16 protein-coding genes and 2 pseudogenes are annotated in these 18,685 nt (G+C 69.0%); 11 read left to right on the top strand and 7 right to left on the bottom strand.

What is annotated here, in order from left to right; translation table 11 throughout:
• The first annotated feature begins 49 nt into the window (after positions 1-49).
• Both MMSR116_RS25180 and MMSR116_RS25185 read left to right on the top strand, forming a co-directional pair.
• A complete protein-coding gene (locus MMSR116_RS25180; RefSeq protein ID WP_010686917.1) occupies positions 50-262 on the top strand; it encodes a DUF1289 domain-containing protein in 213 nt (70 codons plus the stop codon).
• Positions 259-951, top strand: coding sequence for a retropepsin-like aspartic protease family protein (locus tag MMSR116_RS25185; protein ID WP_010686916.1), 693 nt, complete (start codon positions 259-261; stop codon positions 949-951). The genes MMSR116_RS25180 and MMSR116_RS25185 overlap by 4 nt, the downstream gene beginning before the upstream one ends.
• Before the next feature lie 15 nt (positions 952-966).
• Here MMSR116_RS25185 and dusA read toward each other — a convergent pair whose 3' ends face one another.
• Positions 967-1,998, bottom strand: coding sequence for a tRNA dihydrouridine(20/20a) synthase DusA (gene dusA, locus MMSR116_RS25190; protein WP_010686915.1), 1,032 nt, complete (start codon positions 1,996-1,998; stop codon positions 967-969).
• 700 nt (positions 1,999-2,698) lie between these two features.
• Between dusA and MMSR116_RS25195 the strand changes: the two genes are divergently transcribed.
• Positions 2,699-4,276, top strand: coding sequence for a methyl-accepting chemotaxis protein (locus tag MMSR116_RS25195; RefSeq protein WP_010686914.1), 1,578 nt, complete (start codon positions 2,699-2,701; stop codon positions 4,274-4,276).
• Positions 4,277-4,332: 56 nt separating this feature from the next.
• Here the strand turns inward: MMSR116_RS25195 and MMSR116_RS25200 are convergent, their stop codons facing one another.
• On the bottom strand, positions 4,333-5,208 hold the full coding sequence (locus MMSR116_RS25200; RefSeq protein ID WP_010686913.1) for an SDR family oxidoreductase: 876 nt from the start codon (positions 5,206-5,208) through the stop codon (positions 4,333-4,335).
• A gap of 506 nt (positions 5,209-5,714) precedes the next feature.
• On the opposite strand from MMSR116_RS25200, the gene MMSR116_RS25205 reads away from it, so the two are divergent.
• Complete coding sequence (locus MMSR116_RS25205; RefSeq protein ID WP_010686911.1) at positions 5,715-5,927, top strand: hypothetical protein; 213 nt, start codon at positions 5,715-5,717, stop codon at positions 5,925-5,927.
• A gap of 135 nt (positions 5,928-6,062) precedes the next feature.
• Here MMSR116_RS25205 and MMSR116_RS25210 read toward each other — a convergent pair whose 3' ends face one another.
• A complete protein-coding gene (locus tag MMSR116_RS25210; protein WP_348529324.1) occupies positions 6,063-6,686 on the bottom strand; it encodes an outer membrane protein in 624 nt (207 codons plus the stop codon).
• Positions 6,687-7,231: 545 nt separating this feature from the next.
• Entirely contained in the window at positions 7,232-7,840 is a 609-nt protein-coding gene (locus MMSR116_RS25215) for an urease accessory protein UreE (RefSeq protein ID WP_039894694.1), read from the bottom strand.
• Between the two features lie 250 nt (positions 7,841-8,090).
• Here MMSR116_RS25215 and MMSR116_RS25220 point away from each other — a divergent pair, with 250 nt between their 5' ends.
• The 3 genes and pseudogenes from MMSR116_RS25220 (at position 8,091) to MMSR116_RS25230 (ending at position 10,021) form a co-directional block, all read left to right on the top strand.
• Positions 8,091-8,360: a hypothetical protein gene (locus MMSR116_RS25220; protein ID WP_007560631.1), complete on the top strand. Its 270-nt coding sequence runs from the start codon at positions 8,091-8,093 to the stop codon at positions 8,358-8,360.
• A gap of 152 nt (positions 8,361-8,512) precedes the next feature.
• Positions 8,513-9,269 (top strand): annotated as a pseudogene (locus MMSR116_RS25225) (TerB family tellurite resistance protein).
• Complete coding sequence (locus tag MMSR116_RS25230; RefSeq protein ID WP_010686907.1) at positions 9,266-10,021, top strand: N-acetylmuramoyl-L-alanine amidase; 756 nt, start codon at positions 9,266-9,268, stop codon at positions 10,019-10,021. Before MMSR116_RS25225 ends, MMSR116_RS25230 begins: the two are co-directional and overlap by 4 nt.
• Before the next feature lie 12 nt (positions 10,022-10,033).
• Here the strand turns inward: MMSR116_RS25230 and MMSR116_RS25235 are convergent, their stop codons facing one another.
• The 3 genes and pseudogenes from MMSR116_RS25235 to MMSR116_RS25245 form a co-directional block, all read right to left on the bottom strand.
• Entirely contained in the window at positions 10,034-11,068 is a 1,035-nt protein-coding gene (locus MMSR116_RS25235; RefSeq protein WP_039894693.1) for a TerC family protein, read from the bottom strand.
• Between the two features lie 243 nt (positions 11,069-11,311).
• Positions 11,312-12,840: pseudogene (locus MMSR116_RS25240) on the bottom strand (MDR family MFS transporter).
• A gap of 302 nt (positions 12,841-13,142) precedes the next feature.
• On the bottom strand, positions 13,143-13,520 hold the full coding sequence (locus MMSR116_RS25245) for a hypothetical protein (RefSeq protein ID WP_010686904.1): 378 nt from the start codon (positions 13,518-13,520) through the stop codon (positions 13,143-13,145).
• Positions 13,521-14,278: 758 nt separating this feature from the next.
• Between MMSR116_RS25245 and rpsL the strand changes: the two genes are divergently transcribed.
• The 4 genes from rpsL to tuf all read left to right on the top strand — a co-directional run bounded on the left by rpsL (position 14,279) and on the right by tuf (position 18,603).
• Positions 14,279-14,650, top strand: a complete 372-nt coding sequence (rpsL, locus tag MMSR116_RS25250) for a 30S ribosomal protein S12 (RefSeq protein ID WP_007557568.1) — start codon at positions 14,279-14,281, stop codon at positions 14,648-14,650.
• Between the two features lie 128 nt (positions 14,651-14,778).
• Positions 14,779-15,249, top strand: coding sequence for a 30S ribosomal protein S7 (gene rpsG, locus MMSR116_RS25255; RefSeq protein ID WP_007557567.1), 471 nt, complete (start codon positions 14,779-14,781; stop codon positions 15,247-15,249).
• Positions 15,250-15,279: 30 nt separating this feature from the next.
• Positions 15,280-17,355, top strand: coding sequence for an elongation factor G (gene fusA / locus MMSR116_RS25260; RefSeq protein ID WP_010686903.1), 2,076 nt, complete (start codon positions 15,280-15,282; stop codon positions 17,353-17,355).
• A gap of 57 nt (positions 17,356-17,412) precedes the next feature.
• Positions 17,413-18,603, top strand: coding sequence for an elongation factor Tu (gene tuf, locus MMSR116_RS25265; protein WP_010686902.1), 1,191 nt, complete (start codon positions 17,413-17,415; stop codon positions 18,601-18,603).
• The last annotated feature ends 82 nt before the right edge of the window (positions 18,604-18,685 follow it).

Below are 18,685 nucleotides of genomic sequence, written 5' to 3' on the forward strand. Positions count from 1 at the left end.
GACCTCCGACGTCATGACCCGGCCACGATCCCCCGGCCAAGGTTCTCCGATGCCGCCCGCGGAAAAGCCCTCTTCGCCTTGCACCAAGATCTGCGAGCTCGACGCCACGACCGGCCTGTGCTGCGGCTGCGGGCGGACCCGCGACGAGATCGCCGCCTGGGGCTCGATGCCGGAGGCCCGGCGCCGCGCCGTCATGGCTGGGCTCGTGGCCCGCATGCGGGCCGCCGGCCTCACCCCTGTGGAAGCGCCGCAGCCGTCATGATCTATCTCGGGCTCGCCGTGATCGCCCTGGTGATCGCCGCCCTGGTCCTCAGCGACGGCAGCGACAGCGTCGGCGGCGTGATCGAGCCCGATCAACTGGCCAATCTCGCCTGGACCGGCACGATCCTGCTCCTGGTTGTGGCCGGGTTCTGGCGGCAGTTCACGGCCCGGCTCGGCGCGAATTTGCGGGCGCTCCTGGCCTGGGCGCTGATCGGTCTCGCCCTGGTGATCGGCTACAGCTACCGGGACCGGATCCAGGGCGTCACGTCCCGGGTGGTCGGCGAACTCCGGCCCGGGACCGCCACGTCGAGCGGCGACGGATCCGTCACCATCACCCGGCGGGCGGACGGCGACTTCCGGGTGGACGCCGAGGTGAACGGCCGGGTCCAGCCGTTCCTGTTCGACACCGGCGCGAGCAGCGTGGTGCTGACCGCCGACAACGCCGCCGCCCTCGGCCTGACCCCCGAGCCCTCCGCCTTCACCGCCCGCGTCTCCACCGCCAACGGCATCACCTACGCGGCGCCGATCCAGCTCGACTCGCTCAGCGTCGGCACGATCACCGAGCGACGGGTGAACGCCATGGTGGCCAAGCCCGGCGCGCTCTCGGCGAACCTGCTCGGCCAGACCTTCCTGACGCGGCTCTCGGGCTACGAGGTCCGCGGCGACCGCCTGATCCTGCGCCGGCCCTGACCGGGACGCCGCCGCTCAGGCTGCCCGGGCCTCCGGCGCCGCGCGGGACACCAGCGCCACGGCCGCCCGCAGGGTCGCTAGGTCGGCGTCCGGCCGCATGCCCGCGGTGGAGAGGTGGCGCCGGTAGGCCCGCGCGCCCGGCCGGCCGTTGAACAGCCCCAGCATGTGCCGGGTCACCGCGTGCAGGCGCTCGCCCCGGGCGAGAAGGGCCGCGATATAGGGCTTGAACGCCTCCACCGCCGCGAAGGGGTCGGCCGCCGGGGCGGGCACGCCGAACAGCGCCGGATCGACATTGAGGAGGAGCGCCGGCTCAGTATAGGCGGCGCGGCCGACCATGGCGCCGTCGACCTCGGCGAGTCGCGCCCGCACGGCATCGAGGTCGCGCAGGCCGCCATTGACCGAGAGCGGTAGCCCGGGGAGCCGCCGCTTCAGCCGCTCCGCCCGGCCGTAATCGAGGGGCGGCACGTCGCGGTTCTCCTTGGGCGAGAGGCCCTGGAGCCAGGCCTTGCGGGCGTGGACGATCAGTCCGTCGACGCCGGCCGCCGCCACGGCGTCGGCGAGGGTATCCAGGGCCGCTTCGGGATCCTGGTCGTCGACGCCGATCCGGCACTTGACCGTCACCGGCACGGAGACCGCCGCCTTCATGGCCGCCACGCAGTCGCCGACCAGGGCCGGCTCGCGCATCAGGCAGGCGCCGAAGCGGCCCTCCTGCACGCGGTCCGAGGGGCAGCCGACATTGAGGTTGACCTCGTCATAGCCGAACTCGGCGGCGATCCGCGCGGCCTGGGCCAGCTCCGCCGGGTTCGACCCGCCGAGCTGGACCGCCACGGGATGTTCCGTTCCGGAGAATCCCAGCAGCCGCTCCCGCGGGCCGTGCAGGACAGCGCCGGTGGTGACCATCTCGGTGTACAGCCGGGCATGCGCCGAGAGGGTCCGGTGGAACGCGCGACAGTGGCGATCCGTCCAGTCCATCATCGGCGCGACGGAGAACCGCCATCCCGCCAGTGCGCCGCGTTCGTCAGCCGCCGTCACGTGTGCCCGATCCATTCTGTACCGGTAGGCCTCCACGCTCGACGATGCCGGGCTGCCCGAGGACACCGCGTCTCGCCTTCAGCGTTTGTGGAGGATGCCCGTTCGATACCACGGGCTGGGGTTCCACGGTAGACCCGCCGCGTCTGTGATGCCCGACATGGAGCGAGCGTCCGAAGGCATGCTGTGCACGCGGAAGGACGGGCCGCAGCGTCAGCCGGTCCGGTTTCCGCTACAGCGCTTCGCCACAGGCTGACGGCTCCATGCTCCGGCTGGCCCCTGACGCGCGCCGGACACGCACGGGGGACATCGAGGGGCGATCCATTGATCGGGCTAGATGAGGATCGCACCGAACAAATTCATTCGTGTAGAAGAATAGTTTTGCCGTTCAGCCCATGAGATCGTCTTTTCTCGATCTTCCGTAAGACGATATCTATTCAAGATACTGGATTTTGAGAATTGTAAAGTTCACGAGTCGTCAAAAAACGGCGATCTTGTAGGAAGCTTGCAGTTAGCATAAGGACAATTCAAATCGATTGTTTGGAAGGTTGCCATGAGCGAAATTTATTCACCGGCAGGCCGTAAGTTCCCAGATCGTTTATCCGCGCTAAGATATTCATGCCTCACTATAAGATCCAAGATATATTTTCTGATTTTCGGGATCTTGCTGGCATTCATATCGATACTGGGAGTTGAGATATTTGCTAATACCGACTTGATGATGGAGGGCCGAAAGTCGGCGGTCCGCTTCCAGGTCGAGGTCGCGCACAGCCTCGTCACCGCCTTCGGCAAGCAGGCCGAGGCCGGGACGATCTCGCAGGACGAGGCGAAGCGGAGGGCCGGCGAGGCCCTGCGGGCGATCCGCTACAACGGCGGCAACTACGTCTTCGTCTACAGCGCGGCTCCGGGCGATATCGGGCGCAACGTCGTCCATCCGGATCCGAAGGTCCAGGGCACCAAGAGCCGCGACGACGCGGCGATGATGAAGACCTTCGTGGGCGAGATGGTCGAGCGTGGACGGAAGGGCGGCGGCTTCACCGCATATCGCTGGCCGCGCCTCGGCGAGACCGAGCCCGCGCCCAAGGTCGCGTACTCCCTGGCCTACGAACCGTGGCAGTGGATCGTCTCCTCCGCCCTCTACGTGGACGACATCGAGGCGATGGGCCGGGCGCGGATGCTGGAATCGCTCCTCTGGCTGGTCCCGATCTGCTTGGCGATCGTCGCGGTGGGGATCGTGCTCGTCCGGAGCATCACCAAGCCCCTGGCGGCCTTCACGGCGGCCCTGCGTCGGCTGGCCGGCGGCGACCTGACCTTCACGATCCCGGGGATCGGCCGCCACGACGAGATCGGCCGGATGGCCGCGGCGGCCGGGATCTTCCGCGACAGCATGCTCAAGGAGCAGGCACTGATCGCCGATCGGCTGTCCGACCAGGCCAAGCGCGAGGAGCGCGCCCGCTGGATGGAGGATCTGACGCGCAGCTTCGACCAGAGCGCGGGCGCGCTCCTGCAGCAGGTCGACAGCGCCGCCTCCGGGATGCAGCAGGCTTGCCGCGCCATGTCGGACACGGCCGTCGAGACCGCCAAGCAGGCCGGCTCGGCCGCCCATGCGGTCCAGCAGGCCTCCGCCAACGTGCAGACCGTGGCGGCGGCCACCGAGGAGCTGACCGCCTCGATCGCTGAGATCGGCGGACAGGCGATCAAGTCGGCGGAGATCGCGGGCCGGGCTGTGAGCGAGGCCGAGCGCACGGACCATCAGATCCGCGGACTCGCGGGCGCGGCGGAGCGGATCGGCGAGGTGGTGCGGATCATCTCCGCCATCGCCGAGCAGACGAGCCTGCTCGCCTTGAACGCGACGATCGAGGCGGCTCGCGCCGGTGAGGCCGGCCGCGGCTTCGCCGTGGTGGCCGCCGAGGTGAAGGGCTTGGCCGGCCAGACCGCCAAGGCGACCGAGGAGATCACCGCGCAGATCGGCGCCATCCAGCACGAGACCTCCGCGGCCGTGGGCGCCGTCCAGTCGATCGGCAAGACGGTGGACACGATGAACGCGATCGCGAGCGCGATCGCGGCGGCGGTGGAGCAGCAGCGCGCCGCCACGGGCGACATCTCCCGCAATATCGAGGAGGCGTCGCGGGGGACCGACGCGGTGAGCGGGACGGTGGTCTCAGCCTCGGCGGCCGCGGACGACACGCGGCGGGTCGCCCAGGAGGTGGGGGAGGCGGCCAGCAGCGTGAGCCGCAGCGCGGAGGTGCTTCGCGCCGAGGTGGTGCGCTTCCTCGCCGACATGCGCGCCGCCTGACGTCGCGGGTCCCGACCCCTCCGGCCGAGCGCAGCGCCCGGCCGGAGGGACGCCGCTCAGAAGACCGGCATCGCGCCCGCCACGGTGACGAGCGCGCCGGACGTATAGCTGCTCTCCTCGGAGGCCAGCATCACGTAGGCCGAGGCGAGTTCCGCCGGCTGGCCCGGGCGGCCGAACGGCACTTGGCTGCCGAAGGACTTCAACGAATCCTGGCTCATCCCGGACGGGATGAACGGCGTCCAGATCGGGCCGGGCAGCACGCCGTTGACCCGCACGCCCGTCTCGGCCAGCAGCTGCGCGAGACTCAGCACCATGTTGCTCAGGGCGCCCTTGGTCGCGCTGTAGGCGAGGAGCGAGGGCATCGGATGCTTGGAGTTCACCGAGGAGGTGAAGATCACGGAGGCGCCCGGCTTCAGATGGGCAAGCGCCGCCTTTGTCACGTAGAAGGACCCGAACACATTCGTGCGGAAATGGTCCTCAAAGATCGCGTCGTCGATCGACGCGAGATCCTGGTTCGGCTGCTGAAACGCGCCGTTGTTCACCAGCACGTCGAGCCGCCCGAAGGTCTCCACGGTGCGGGCGACGATCTGGCGCCCGTAGGCGGGGTCCTTGAGGTCCCCTGGCAGGAGCAGCGCGCGCCGGCCCGCCTTCTCGATCCAGCCGCTCACGGCCTCGGCGTCCGCCTGCTCCTCCGGCAGGTAGGCGATGGCGACGTCCGCGCCCTCCCGTGCGAAGGCGATCGCCACCGCGCGGCCGATGCCGCTGTCGCCGCCGGTGATCAGCGCGGCTTGCCCCGTGAGCTTCCCTGAGCCCGTGTAGCTCTCCTCGCCGTGATCCGGTTCGGGTTCCATCCGGCCCGTCTTGCCGGGAAAGCTCTGCGGCTGAGCCGCGAAGGGCGGTCGGGGATACTTGTGCAGCGGGTCCGTGGTCACGCGTCGTCTCCGGTGAATGTCCGGTCCAACCGCGGGGCACCCGGGGTGTTCCGGGGCAGCCTCGCCGGGTTCAGGCCGCCCGATTCGACAGTCTCGGCCGCGGCCGTGGAAGCACGGACACTGGGAACCTCTGCCTTGACAGTGCGTCGACACAGGGCAGCAACAGGCCTTGCGCAGTCTCGCGGGAAGAGGGAGCGCCGCCATGATCGAATCGCATCCTGAAGACCGGGCCGCGCGCCTGATCGACCGCGCCCTCGTGGCCGCGGCCATGCTCTCGCTGACCTTCGGCCTCGCCACGGGCCTCTGGGGCCTGTTGCAGTAGGGCGGGCCGGAATGCCGGCCGGATCAGCCGTACGCGCCGTGGATCGATCGTCCCGGCCGCGCCGGGCCCCATGGCGTCGCCCCGGTGCCTGTCATCACCGGTCCCGGGGCCACGGCCTGCCCGTCGAGGGATCGGGCTTGCCCGGTCCGGAGACCTCGCGGCGCGAGGCCGGGGTTCGGAACGCATGCTGAGCCGCGCCCTGCTCGCGGCCGTGGTGTTCGCGGTCGGCGCCTTCCTGCTCTACCTGGCCAGCCTCGCCCGCGAGGCGCTGTCGCCGAACGAGCCCTACGCGAGCAGCATCGGGCTCACCCTCGACCAGTGTGTCGCGGCGCAGGACGGCCTCGCCGCGGAGGAGGCGCGGACCTATTGCCGGCGGCCCGTGCCGAAGCGGCTCTGAGCGGCGTCGGGCTCCAGGGCGAACCGGGGCCGCGCCACGCAAAACGCCCCAGGAGCTGGCTCCTGGGGCGGCCTTCGACGGGGCGACCAGTCTGATCGGGCTGGGGATGCCCGCCGAAGGCCGGGGCTGGGCGGCTCAGTAGCTTCCGAACTTGTAGTTGACGCCGACGCGACCAAGCGCGCCCTCGTTCTGGAAGCGCGTCCCGAAGACGTTGACGTTCCGGTAGGTCGGGAGGACGGGGATCGTGCGGCTGCCGAGGTCGTAGTACAGGGCCTCGCCCTTCACCGTCACGGCGCTGGAGTGGAAGACGTTCAGGAAGGAGTCGGTGGGCAGCGCGTACTCGATGCCGCCGCCGACGGCGTAGCCTGTCTCGGTGCGCGCGCGGCTTCCGTAGAAGTTCGGCTCGATCCGGGTCTGGAAGAGGCTCGCGCGGTAGGTGTCGCCCGCATAGGCGAAGCCACCCGTGGCGTAGAACAGGGTGCGGTCAACGGCATAACCGATCCGGCCGCGCACGGTGCCGAGGTAATCGCTGGATTGGCGGAAGTTGTGGGTCCCGAGGATGCTGCTCTGGAAGCTGCTGCTGCGGCGGAGAGCCGTGTAGGCTGCATCGGCCTCGACGCCGACGACGAAGCCCGAGCCGGGCGTCAACTGATAATTGTAGCCGACCTGGCCGCCACCCGTGAACCCATCTCGCGGCAGCGGAGCCGAGGCTGAATAGTCCAGGTCGGGGCGGCCGTTGGGGGCCCGGATCGTGCCCACTGTGTCCACTATATCCTTGGTCGAGGTGATATAGCCAGCGTTGATGCCAAAGTAAGCGCCCGTCCAGGTGAAGACCGGCACAGGAAAAGCTGCTGGCGGGAGCGCCCGACGGGGCAGATCTGCGGCTGAAGCGACAGTGGTCAGGGCCGCGAGAGCGGCCACGGACGTAACGATGTTCTTCATGTTTGTCGATTCCAGGAATAAGATACAGGAATCGATATATATGCCGCCACCAAGTCCGTCTGTTGTGCGTTTGCAACAAGCAAAATCAAGCATATTTGAAAGATACATTTCGAAAAATGAGAATTAATTTCGAATTATATCTAGATTGAAATCGATAAAGGCGCGTTTCCGAGGTTCGAATTGTGTTTCTTCGGGCTGTCGCTTGCGGGAAAAACGGCCGTTGCGTCGCGCGGTTGAGGTCGCCCGTGGGGGCGGCATCGCGACTTAAAAGAGCGGCGCCTGATCGGATATCGATCAGGCGCCGCTTCGGAAGTTGCCGAGGTCTGCATCGCGGAACCGGGACCGCCCAGCTCCGGCCCAAGCTAATGGTCGTGGCTGCAGCCGGGTCCATGCACATGGCCGTGGCCGTGATCATGGCCGTGATCGTGGTGGCCGTGTTTGTGGCCATGATCGTGGCCTTGGTCGTGCCCATGGTGGTCGTGGCCGTGATGATCGTGGCCGTGGTGACCGTGGCCGTGGTGATCGTGCCCGCAGGTGCTGTGATCGTGGGCGGCGTGCTCGGGGCGGAAGGCGCGGGAGACGGGGGTCGCGAGGCAGCCCTGTCCACGGACCAGCTCGGCCGTGGCGGGTGTCGCCGGGACGTAGAGCACGTCCCCGGCGATCTCGGCGGGCACGTGGCTGCCGCCGAGCTGCCAGGCCAGCCGCAGCAGCCGGGCGGGGTTCTCGGCGCGCACCTCCAGAAGGTCCTCCGCCTGGGCCCGCACCGCAACGAGCCGCCCGTCGTCGAGGCGAAGAGCATCGCCATCCTCAAGCGTCGCGGCCTTGGTGAGGGCCACCGAGAAGGTCAATCCGCCCTCTGCGACCAGCGAGCCCGCGGCTGCGGCCCGCGCCCCGTGGCCGAGGCTCACGGTGTCGGCGACGCGGTCGGCGCGCACGGCGGGCCGGCGGACGATCGTGGTGGCGGTCGGTATGGAACCCACGGACATGGAACCCTCGGACATAAAACCCTCGGACACGGTGCCGCGGCGGTGCCGGTCGGGGCGCCGCCTGCTGGGGTGGCATAGGGCGATCGGGGAACCCGACGCAACCTCAGTCGCAACTCCAGGCTCGGCGGATGGAACCTTAGCCGTATGGTCGCCATTCCTTTCCTGCTAAGCTCGGCGCGATCCGCCACGATCACGGCCAAATGCCGGACCGGATGCACAAGGGAGTTCCGAACCTATGAAGAAGCTCACGGCAGCCGCCCTCGCCACCATCGCCGCTCTCTCGCTCGGCGCCTGCAACACCCCCGAGGACCGGGCGCTCGGCGGCGCGGGCCTCGGCGCGCTGACCGGCGCGGCGATCGGCGCGGCCGCCACGGGCCGCGCGGGCGGCGCCCTTGCGGGCGCGGCCATCGGCGGTGCCGGAGGCGCCATCGTGGGCGCTTCGACCGCGCCGCGCTGCCCCTACGGGACCTATCGCGACGCCTACGGCAACATCTACTGCCGCTGACCTGCGGGAGGGGGCCGGGCGCGACCCGGCCCTTCCTCACGGCCTGAGGAGCGGCTATCTCGACGCCCGGCCGGGCGCGTCCCCGGTGACGGACGCTTGCCGCCTACGATGACAGCACCGAGTCCACGATATTCGCCGGCGTCGCTCGACCGATGAATCCCGGCACCAAGACTTCCGCAACCCAGGCTCAGGGCGTCTGGGGCAAGATCGGCGGCGCCGGCCTCGGCCTCGCGATCGGCGGGCCCCTCGGGGCGCTGGTCGGCGGCGTCGCCGGTCACTTCCTCCTCGACCGGGTCGGTGCGCCCTTCGGCCGGACGCCCCGGGATGTCGTGTTCACCACCGGTCTGGTGGCGCTCGCCGCCAAGATGGCCAAATCCGACGGCGTCGTGCTGCCCTCCGAGGTCGAGGCGTTCGGTCGGGTCGTGCAGGTGGAGCCGTCCGCGCGCGCGGGCGTCGAACGCCTGTTCGATCTCGCCAAGAAGACCACGAACGGCTTCGAGGCCTACGCGCAGCAGCTCGCCACGACCTTCGGCGACGAGCCGGCCCTGCTTGAGGACGTGCTCGACGGGCTGTTCCAGATCGCGGGCGCCGACGGGGCGCTCCACGAGGCGGAGGAGCGTTACCTGCGCGCCGTCTCGGGCATCTTCGGCTTCGACGAGGCCGCGTTCCGGCGCATCGCCGCCCGGCATGTGCGGCTGCCGGACGATCCCTACGGCGTCCTCGGACTCGACCGGGAGGCGGACGACGCCGCCGTGAAGGCGCGCCACCGCGCGCTGGTGGCCGAGCACCACCCCGACCGGGCGCTCGCCCGCGGCCTGCCCACGGAGGCCGTGGCCCATCGCCACGCGGCGGCTCGCCGCGATCAACGCCGCCTACGACCGGGTCGCGCAGGAGCGCGGGCTGCGGTGAGCCTCGTTCCCGACACCCCCCTCGCCCGCCGCGTCGCACCCTCGCCGAACCACGGCGCCCGCCGGGCCGGGCCGCTCGACATGCTGATCCTGCACTACACCGGCATGGAGAGCGGGGCCGCGGCGCTGGCGCGCCTGCGCGACCCGCTGAGCGAGGTCTCGGCCCACTACCTCGTGTTCGAAGATGGCGGCATCGTCCAGCTGGTCCCGGAGGGCCGCCGGGCCTGGCACGCGGGCGCAGGTGCCTGGAAGGGCGAGACCGACATCAACTCCCGCTCCATCGGGATCGAGATCGTGAATCCGGGCCATGCCGGCGGATTGCCGCCCTACCCTGAGGCGCAGATCGACGCCGTGACCGCCCTGTCGCGCGACATCCTCGGCCGCTGGCCGATCCCACCCGAGCGGGTGCTCGGCCACTCCGACATCGCCCCCGAGCGCAAGGAGGACCCGGGCGAGACCTTCCCGTGGGCGCGTCTGGCGGCGGCGGGAATCGGCCACGGGGTGCCGCCGGCGCCTATGCGGGACGGCCGCTTCTTCGCCCAGGGCGATTCCGGCCAGCCCGTCGAGGCGCTGCAGGCGATGTTCGCCCTGTACGGCTATGACCTGCCGGTCAGCGGCATGTTCGACGGGCGCACGCACGCGGTGGTCACAGCGTTCCAGCGCCACTTCCGGCAGGCGCGGGTGGACGGCGTGGCCGACGCCTCGACCATCACCACCCTCCGTGACCTGATCGCGGCCCTCCCGGCCGCCTGAGGACAGGCCGGATCAGGCCCGGTGGGCCCGCGCCTCGTGCGGGTGTCCGGACTCCGGGACCGCCTCGGCCGGCGCATCGGTCCGTGTCCGCCACAGGCTGTAGACGACGCCCGCCGCCAGGAAGGTGAGCGTCACCACCAGCGAGACCCACGGCGGCACCGCGACGAGCCCGAACGTGTCGGCGACCACGATCTTGGCACCGATGAAGATCAGGATGAAGGCGAGCGCCGTCTTGAGATAGGCGAAGCGATCGACCATCGCGGCGAGAGCGAAGTAGAGCGCCCGCAGGCCCAGGATCGCGAAGATGTTGGAGGTATAGACCACGAACGTGTCGGTGGTGATGGCGAAGATCGCCGGCACGCTGTCGACCGCGAAGATCACGTCGGCGCCGTTCACCAGCACCAGGGCGAGCGCGAGCGGCGTGAAGTACCGGGCCACCCGGCCGGTCTTCGGATCGGTCTTGCGCACAGTGAAGCGCTGGCCGTGCAGGTCGGGCGTGACACGGAAGGTCGTCTTGAACCAGCGCACGACCGCGCTGTTCTGGAAATCGCCCTCTTCCTCGTCGCCGGAGAGCAGGATCTTCAGGCCGGCGTAGATCAGGAAGGCGGCGAACAGCGACAGGACCCAGTGCACCTGATGCACCAGGGCCGCGCCGAGCCCGATCATCAAGCCGCGCAGGAGCACCGCGCCCAGGATGCCCCAGAGCAGGACCCGGTGCTGAGCCGCGCGGGGGACGCCCAGCGCCGTGAGGATCATCGCGATGACGAAGACGTTGTCCATCGACAGCGACTTCTCGACCACGAGACCGGTGACGTACTCCTCGCCCGCCTGGGGGCCGATGTACCACCAGACCCAGCCGCCGAACGCCAGACCGAGGACGAGGTAGAAGCCGGTGAGCAGGAGGCTCTCCCGGACGCCGATCTCGTGGTCCTTGTCGCGGTGGAGAAGTCCCAGGTCGAAGGCCAGGAGGCAGGCGATCAGGACGTGGAACCCGAGCCACATCCACAACGGCTTGCCGAGCCATTCGACGGTGAGGACGTCCATCATGTGCGGGACCTGATGCTGATTCCAGACGGAAAGCATCGGCTCCGACATCACGGGCGCTGAGGAGCGCCCGCCAGAGGGGCCCGCAGCCGATGCAGGCGAGGTAAGAGGCGATCGGGGCGAATCAAGGGCAGGATCTGGCGGCCGGGTGCAGGACGACGGGCTACGGCTGCGGGTGGCGAGGCCCGGACCGGCTCGGGCACGTGGCTCCCTGTGAGAGGGAGCCGACCGGGACGGACAGGACCCTCAAGCCGGCTTGTCCGGCGTCCGGCCGTCCATGCGCGGCGAGGTGCGCTCGCCGAGCGGCCGCTCCTCCATCAGCGCCAGAAACGCGAAGGCCGCGAGGAGTCCGAGGCAGGCGGCCAGGAACACGTGCCGGAACGTCAGGGCGAGGCGGGCCGGATCGGCGCCGCGGATCAGGCTCTCCACGTCGTGCCCCCCGGACGCGCCGCCCGCGACACCGCCCAGGACGATGGTGCCGAAGGCCGCCACGATCAGGGCGCCCCCAGCGAGCGGAAGAAGTTCATCGACGCCGTCGCGATGCCGAGCTGGTGGCGCGCCACCGCGTTCTGGATCGCGATGGTGGAGAGCGGCAGGATCGTCCCGATCCCCATGGAGAGCAGCGCGAACAGCACCTCCATCAGCCAGAAGGGGAGCGCCCGTCCCTGCCAGGCGATGACCCCGCAGCAGGCGAGGCTGATGCACATCATGGCGAGCGGCACGCGCTTGTAGTGCCGAAAATAGATCATCGACCGGCCCGACAGGGTGGCGCCCGTGACGGTGCCGATCATGAGTGGCACCAGGGCGACGCCGGCCTCGCTCGCCGAGAGGCCGATCACACCCTCGAGGAAGATCGGCACGTAGATGGTCAGTCCGATGAAGGTCCCCATGGCGAAGCAGGCGGCCAGCGTCGCGCTATAGACCACTTGATTCTTCAGCACCTCGGTGGGGATCAGCGGCTCGGCCGCCGTGGCGAGCCGCGCCGCGAAGCCGCCGCCCAGCAGGGCCGCCAGGGCCAGGAGGCTCAGGACCGGCGCGGAGCCCCATGGGTAGCGCACGCCGCCCCAGCTCAGGGCCAGCAACAGGGCGATCGAGCCCGAGACCATCAGGGCGGCCCCGGGCCAGTCCAGCCGGTGCTGGAGGTCGTGGCGCGGCAGGCGCTTCAGGTTGGCGTTGGTCAGCGCGAAGGCGAGGACACCGATCGGCAGGTTGATCCAGAAGATCAGCGACCAGTGCAGGTGCTGGGCGAAGAAGCCCCCGAGCAGCGGCCCCGCCACCGAGGCCGCGACGAACACGCCCGCGATCACCACTTGGTAACGCGCCCGCTCTTTGGGCGACATGATGTCGGCCAGGATGGTCTGCGCCAGCGCGATCAGCCCGCCCCCGCCGATCCCCTGGAGACCCCGGGCCAGCGCCAGCGTCACCATCGTGGGCGCCAGCGCGCAGGCCAGCGACCCGATCACGAAGGTGCCGATGGCGATCAGGAGCATGACCCGCCGGCCGTGGATGTCGGAGAGCTTGCCGTAGAGCGGCGTCACCGCCGTGGAGGCCAGCAGATAGGCGGTGACGATCCAGGGGAGGTTGGCGGCGTCGCCCAGCGCGAGGCCGATGGTCGGCATGGCGGTCGCCACGATGGTCTGGTCGAGGGCGGCCAGCAGCATCGCGGTCATCAGACCGAGGACGATCGCGCGGATCTCGCCGTGGTTGAGCACGACCGGCGGGGCGGCGGAACCCGGTTGTGCCGGGATCCCTGTGACGGCGACGGGGCTGGCCACGTGCAGGAGCCTCTGGTCCGGGCCGCGCTTCAGCCCGCTCCGGAGCGGGCTTGAGCGGCGTGAAGGGGCGCGCGGCGGCGCAGCCGCAGCGGGCCGATACCGGCCGGTACGGGATTGGGGAAGTACTTATGTTCGATGGGCGGCAATTCCCGCCGGTTCAGGGACCGGGTTCGTCCGATCGGGCGTGGCCTCCGCTCCGGGTGAGGGCCACGGCTGGAAAGCGTCCGTGACAACGCGATCGGCCGGCGCGCTTGACTGCGCGCCGGCCGGAAACCCTTCACGACGGTCTCAGGTGAGCCGGATCAGGCCGGCTGGCCGGACGATTCGAACAGGAAGCCGTCGAGGCTGGGAATCGTCACCGACGCACCGCAGGCCGGCTTCGACAGGCGCCACGGCCGCTCGGCCCGGGCGCGGATCGCCTCCGAGGGCCGCAGCCGCCGCGCGGTCCCATCCTCGCCCATCTCCTCGATGGCCAGGAAGCCGTAGACCTGCAGGCGCGAGGCCGTGAGCTTCAGCGCGCGGTCATCGGCGGCGACGATCAGGCTGCCCGTGGCGTAGACCGCGTCCAGCAGGGAGCGCTGCTCGCCGCGCCTGCGGTTGCGCGCGTCCCGCTCGCCCGGTGCCTGGGACGGGAGTGGCCGCCGGAACGGAACGACGTTGCTGACCGCGACGCAACCCATACGCAACATCCTCGACGCGAACGTGAGGGCGGCGTGCCGGCCGCCCGGTGTTCGCGACAATTCGACGGATCGCTTTAATTCTCCGTAGACCGAGACGGCGCCCCCCTGCCCCGATCCGGCACGCCGGACCGGAGCCGCCCTGCAGGATTTGCCGGGTCTCCCGCGCCCAGCCCTGACGACCTCACGCCAAGAGCAGCGGCCTCGATCCGCAACCATTCAATTTTCACCTGCGACGTTCGAGGCTGTCGTCGCTGCATGTGACGCGGGTTAGGGCTGCATCGCGCGAAGGGTCCACTGGGAACGGTCGACCTTGCCGGCCTCCACACCTGCACGTGTCCCCGCGAAGTCGCCAGTGCAGGTGGCTGCAGGGGCCTGCGCGGCGGCCCGGAAGGGCGTCGCTCGGGCGCTCGGAATTTCGGCGTCTTGACCGATCCTTAACCTCCCGCGCGGTGCAGTTTTCTGCCGCGCACGCATTGACCTGCGGGGCAACCGCGTCTAGAAGCGCGCCACTTCGGACGGCCATCGGCTGCCGACGGCCCTTGGGCACACCCCCGGAAGCCGCCGCCATCGCCCCGAGCGCTCCGAGGGTTCAAATCGCCTGACGTGTAAGTCAGATCCGTAGGTACGAGCGCGTTCGTTTCGGGCGTGCTCCTCTGCCCACACCGCGCCGAGGGTCCGTGACTGGCCCTCCGGCGCATATTCGTTTTGCGGACTGCCCTGCGCAGTCCGGCCTAGGTGACCGAGGAAGAGGGCACAGGATGCCGACGATCAACCAGCTGATCGCCCAGCCGCGGAAGATCCAGCGGAGCCGCAACAAGGTTCCGGCGCTCGACGCTTGCCCGCAGAAGCGCGGCGTCTGCACCCGCGTCTACACGACGACCCCGAAGAAGCCGAACTCGGCGCTCCGCAAGGTCGCCAAGGTCCGTCTGACCAACGGCTTCGAGGTGATCGGCTACATCCCGGGCGAGGGCCACAACCTTCAGGAGCACTCCGTGGTGATGATCCGCGGCGGCCGCGTGAAGGACCTTCCGGGCGTGCGCTATCACATCCTGCGCGGCGTGCTCGACACGCAGGGCGTGAAGAACCGCAAGCAGCGCCGGTCGAAGTACGGCGCCAAGCGTCCGAAGTAAGTTCGGGGCCCGGGCATTTTCCGGGCACCGGTTCGCGTTTCCACGGCCCTGTAAGGATGCCGCCGGCCGGAAGGCTCAGGTGGCCTGCGCAGGGTGCTTAAGATCTTTTCGTTCGAGAGCCGCAAACAATGTCCCGTCGTCACTCTGCCGAGAAGCGCGAGATCATCCCGGACCCGAAGTACGGGGACGTGGTGCTCACGAAGTTCATGAACTCCATCATGTACGAGGGCAAGAAGTCGACCGCGGAGCGGATCGTCTACGGTGCCTTCGACATCGTCGAGAACCGCGCCCGCGCCAACCCGATCGAGGTGTTCCGCGCCGCCCTCGACAATGTCGCCCCGATGATCGAGGTCCGCTCCCGCCGCGTCGGCGGCGCGACCTACCAGGTCCCCGTCGAGGTCCGCACCGAGCGCCGCCAGGCGCTGGCGATCCGCTGGCTGATCCAGGCCGCCCGGTCCCGGAACGATCGCACCATGATCGAGCGCCTCTCCGCCGAGCTGCTCGACGCCGCCAACAACCGCGGCAACGCCGTCAAGAAGCGGGAAGACACGCACCGGATGGCGGAAGCCAACCGCGCCTTCTCGCACTACCGCTGGTAAGCGGTTCCGCCGTCTCTCAGGAGCAATTCGATGCCCCGCACGCACGCGATCGAGGACTACCGCAACTTCGGCATCATGGCCCACATCGATGCCGGCAAGACCACGACGACCGAGCGGATCCTCTACTACACCGGAAAGTCCCACAAGATCGGCGAGGTCCATGAGGGCGCCGCCACCATGGACTGGATGGAGCAGGAGCAGGAGCGTGGCATCACGATCACCTCGGCTGCGACCACCTGTTTCTGGCGCGACAAGCGCCTGAACATCATCGACACCCCCGGCCACGTCGACTTCACCATCGAAGTGGAGCGCTCGCTCCGCGTGCTCGACGGCGCCGTGTGCGTGCTCGACGGCAACCAGGGCGTCGAGCCGCAGACCGAGACCGTGTGGCGTCAAGCCGACAAGTATGACGTGCCGCGCGTCGTGTTCGTCAACAAGATGGACAAGATCGGCGCCGACTTCTTCAAGTGCGTCGCGGACATCATCGATCGCGTCGCCGGCAAGCCGGTGTGCCTCCAGCTTCCGATCGGGGCCGAGTCCAGCTTCCAGGGCGTGATCGACCTCATCAAGATGAAGGCGATCGTCTGGTCCGGTGAGGCGCTCGGCGCCAACTTCGACGAGGTCGAGATCCCGGCCGACCTGAAGGATCAGGCCGTCGAGTACCGCACCAAGCTGGTCGAGGCCTGCGTCGAGCTCGACGACGACGCCATGGCCGCCTACCTCGACGGCACCGAGCCGGACGAGGACGCCATGCGCAAGCTCGTGCGCAAGGCCGTGCAGCTGCGCGCCTTCCACCCGGTGCTCTGCGGCTCGGCCTTCAAGAACAAGGGCGTGCAGCCACTCCTCGACGCCGTCGTGGACTACCTGCCCTCCCCCGCCGATCGCGGCGAGATCAAGGGTATCGACTTCAAGACCGAGGAAGAGACCGTCCGTCATCCGACGGATTCGGATCCTTTCTCCATGCTCGCCTTCAAGATCATGGACGACCCCCACGTCGGCACGATCACCTTCTGCCGCGTGTACTCGGGCAAGGTCGAATCGGGCGCCAACGTGCTCAACTCCTCGCGCGACAAGAAGGAGCGCGTCGGCCGCATGCTCCTGATGCACGCCAACAACCGCGAGGACATCAAGGAGGCCTACGCGGGCGACATCGTCGCCCTGGCCGGCCTCAAGGATACCCGCACCGGCGACACCCTCTGCGACTCGCAGAAGGCCGTCATCCTCGAGAAGATGGAGTTCCCGGAGCCGGTGATCGAGATCGCCGTCGAGCCGAAGTCGAAGGCCGACCAGGAGAAGCTCGGCATCGCGCTCTCGAAGCTCGCCGCCGAGGATCCGTCCTTCCGTGTGTCCACCGATCAGGAATCGGGCCAGACCATCCTCAAGGGGATGGGCGAGCTCCACCTAGACATCAAGGTCGACATCCTGCGCCGCACCTACAAGGTCGACGCGAATATCGGCCAGCCGCAGGTGGCCTACCGCGAGAAGCTGACCCGCCGTCAGGAGATCGACTACACCCACAAGAAGCAGACCGGCGGTACCGGCCAGTTCGCGCGGGTGAAGTTCGTCGTCGAGCCGAACGAGCCGGGCGCAGGCTTCGCGTTCGAATCGAAGATCGTCGGCGGCGCGGTGCCGAAGGAGTACATCCCGGGCGTCGAGAAGGGCCTGAACTCGGTCCTCGGCGCGGGCGTGCTCGCCGGCTTCCCAGTGGTCGACGTCAAGGTCGAGCTGATCGACGGCGCCTACCACGACGTCGACTCGTCGGCGCTGGCCTTCGAGATCGCCTCGCGCGCGGCCTTCCGTGAGGCCCTGCAGAAGGGTGGCTCGGTCCTGCTCGAGCCGGTCATGAAGGTCGAGGTCGTCTCGCCGGAAGAGTATACCGGCTCGGTCATCGGCGACCTGAATGCCCGCCGTGGTCAGATCCAGGGCCAGGACATGCGCGGCAACGCCAACGTCATCAACGCGATGGTGCCGCTGGCCAACATGTTCGGCTACGTGAACCAGCTGCGCTCCTTCTCGCAGGGCCGCGCCAACTTCACGATGCAGTTCGACCATTACGAAGAGGTGCCGCGCGGCGAGGCCGACAAGGTCATCGCCAAGTACGCCTGAGGTTCACGCCTAAGCATCTCTTCTTCCGCAACGCGAATTCGAATTTAGGAGGCTCTGATGGGCAAGGAAAAGTTCTCCCGCACCAAGCCGCACTGCAACATCGGCACGATTGGGCACGTTGACCACGGCAAGACGTCGCTGACGGCGGCGATCACGAAGGTTCTGGCGGAGACGGGCGGGGCGACGTTCACGGCCTACGACCAGATCGACAAGGCGCCGGAGGAGAAGGCGCGCGGGATCACGATCTCGACGGCGCACGTGGAGTACGAGACCTCGAACCGGCACTACGCGCACGTGGACTGCCCCGGCCACGCCGACTACGTGAAGAACATGATCACGGGCGCGGCGCAGATGGACGGCGCGATCCTGGTGGTGTCGGCGGCCGACGGCCCGATGCCGCAGACGCGCGAGCACATCCTGCTGGCGCGTCAGGTCGGCGTTCCGGCTCTGGTGGTGTTCCTCAACAAGGTCGACATGGTCGACGACGAGGAGCTCCTGGAGCTGGTGGAGCTTGAGGTGCGCGAGCTTCTCTCGAAGTACGACTTCCCGGGCGACGACATCCCGATCACCAAGGGCTCGGCGCTGATGGCGCTGGAGGACAAGGAGCCCAAGATCGGCAAGGAGGCGGTGCTGGCGCTGATGGCGACGGTGGACAGCTACATCCCGCAGCCGGAGCGCCCGATCGACATGCCGTTCCTGATGCCGATCGAGGACGTGTTCTCGATCTCGGGCCGCGGCACGGTGGTGACGGGCCGCGTCGAGCGCGGCATCGTGAAGGTGGGCGAGGAAGTCGAGATCGTCGGCATCCGGGCGACCACGAAGACGACGGTCACGGGCGTGGAGATGTTCCGCAAGCTGCTCGACCAGGGCCAGGCGGGCGACAACGTCGGCGTTCTCCTGCGCGGCACGAAGCGCGAGGACGTGGAGCGCGGCCAGGTGGTGTGCAAGCCGGGTTCGGTGAAGCCGCACGCGAAGTTCAAGGCCGAGGCGTACATCCTGACCAAGGAGGAGGGCGGGCGCCACACGCCGTTCTTCACGAACTACCGGCCGCAGTTCTACTTCCGCACGACGGACGTGACCGGGATCTGCACGCTGCCGGAGGGCACCGAGATGGTGATGCCGGGCGACAACGTGACCATGGACGTGGCGCTGATCGTGCCGGTGGCCATGGAGGAGAAGCTGCGCTTCGCCATCCGCGAGGGCGGCCGCACCGTCGGCGCCGGCGTCGTCGCCGCCATCAACGACTGACGATTGATCGGGGCGGCGTTTCGCGCCGCTTCGCCTTCGGCGCCGGCCCCCGACCCGTCGGGGGCCGGCATTGTCGTCTGGG

The organism is Methylobacterium mesophilicum SR1.6/6, from assembly GCF_000364445.2.
GTDB classification, from domain to species: domain Bacteria; phylum Pseudomonadota; class Alphaproteobacteria; order Rhizobiales; family Beijerinckiaceae; genus Methylobacterium; species Methylobacterium mesophilicum_A.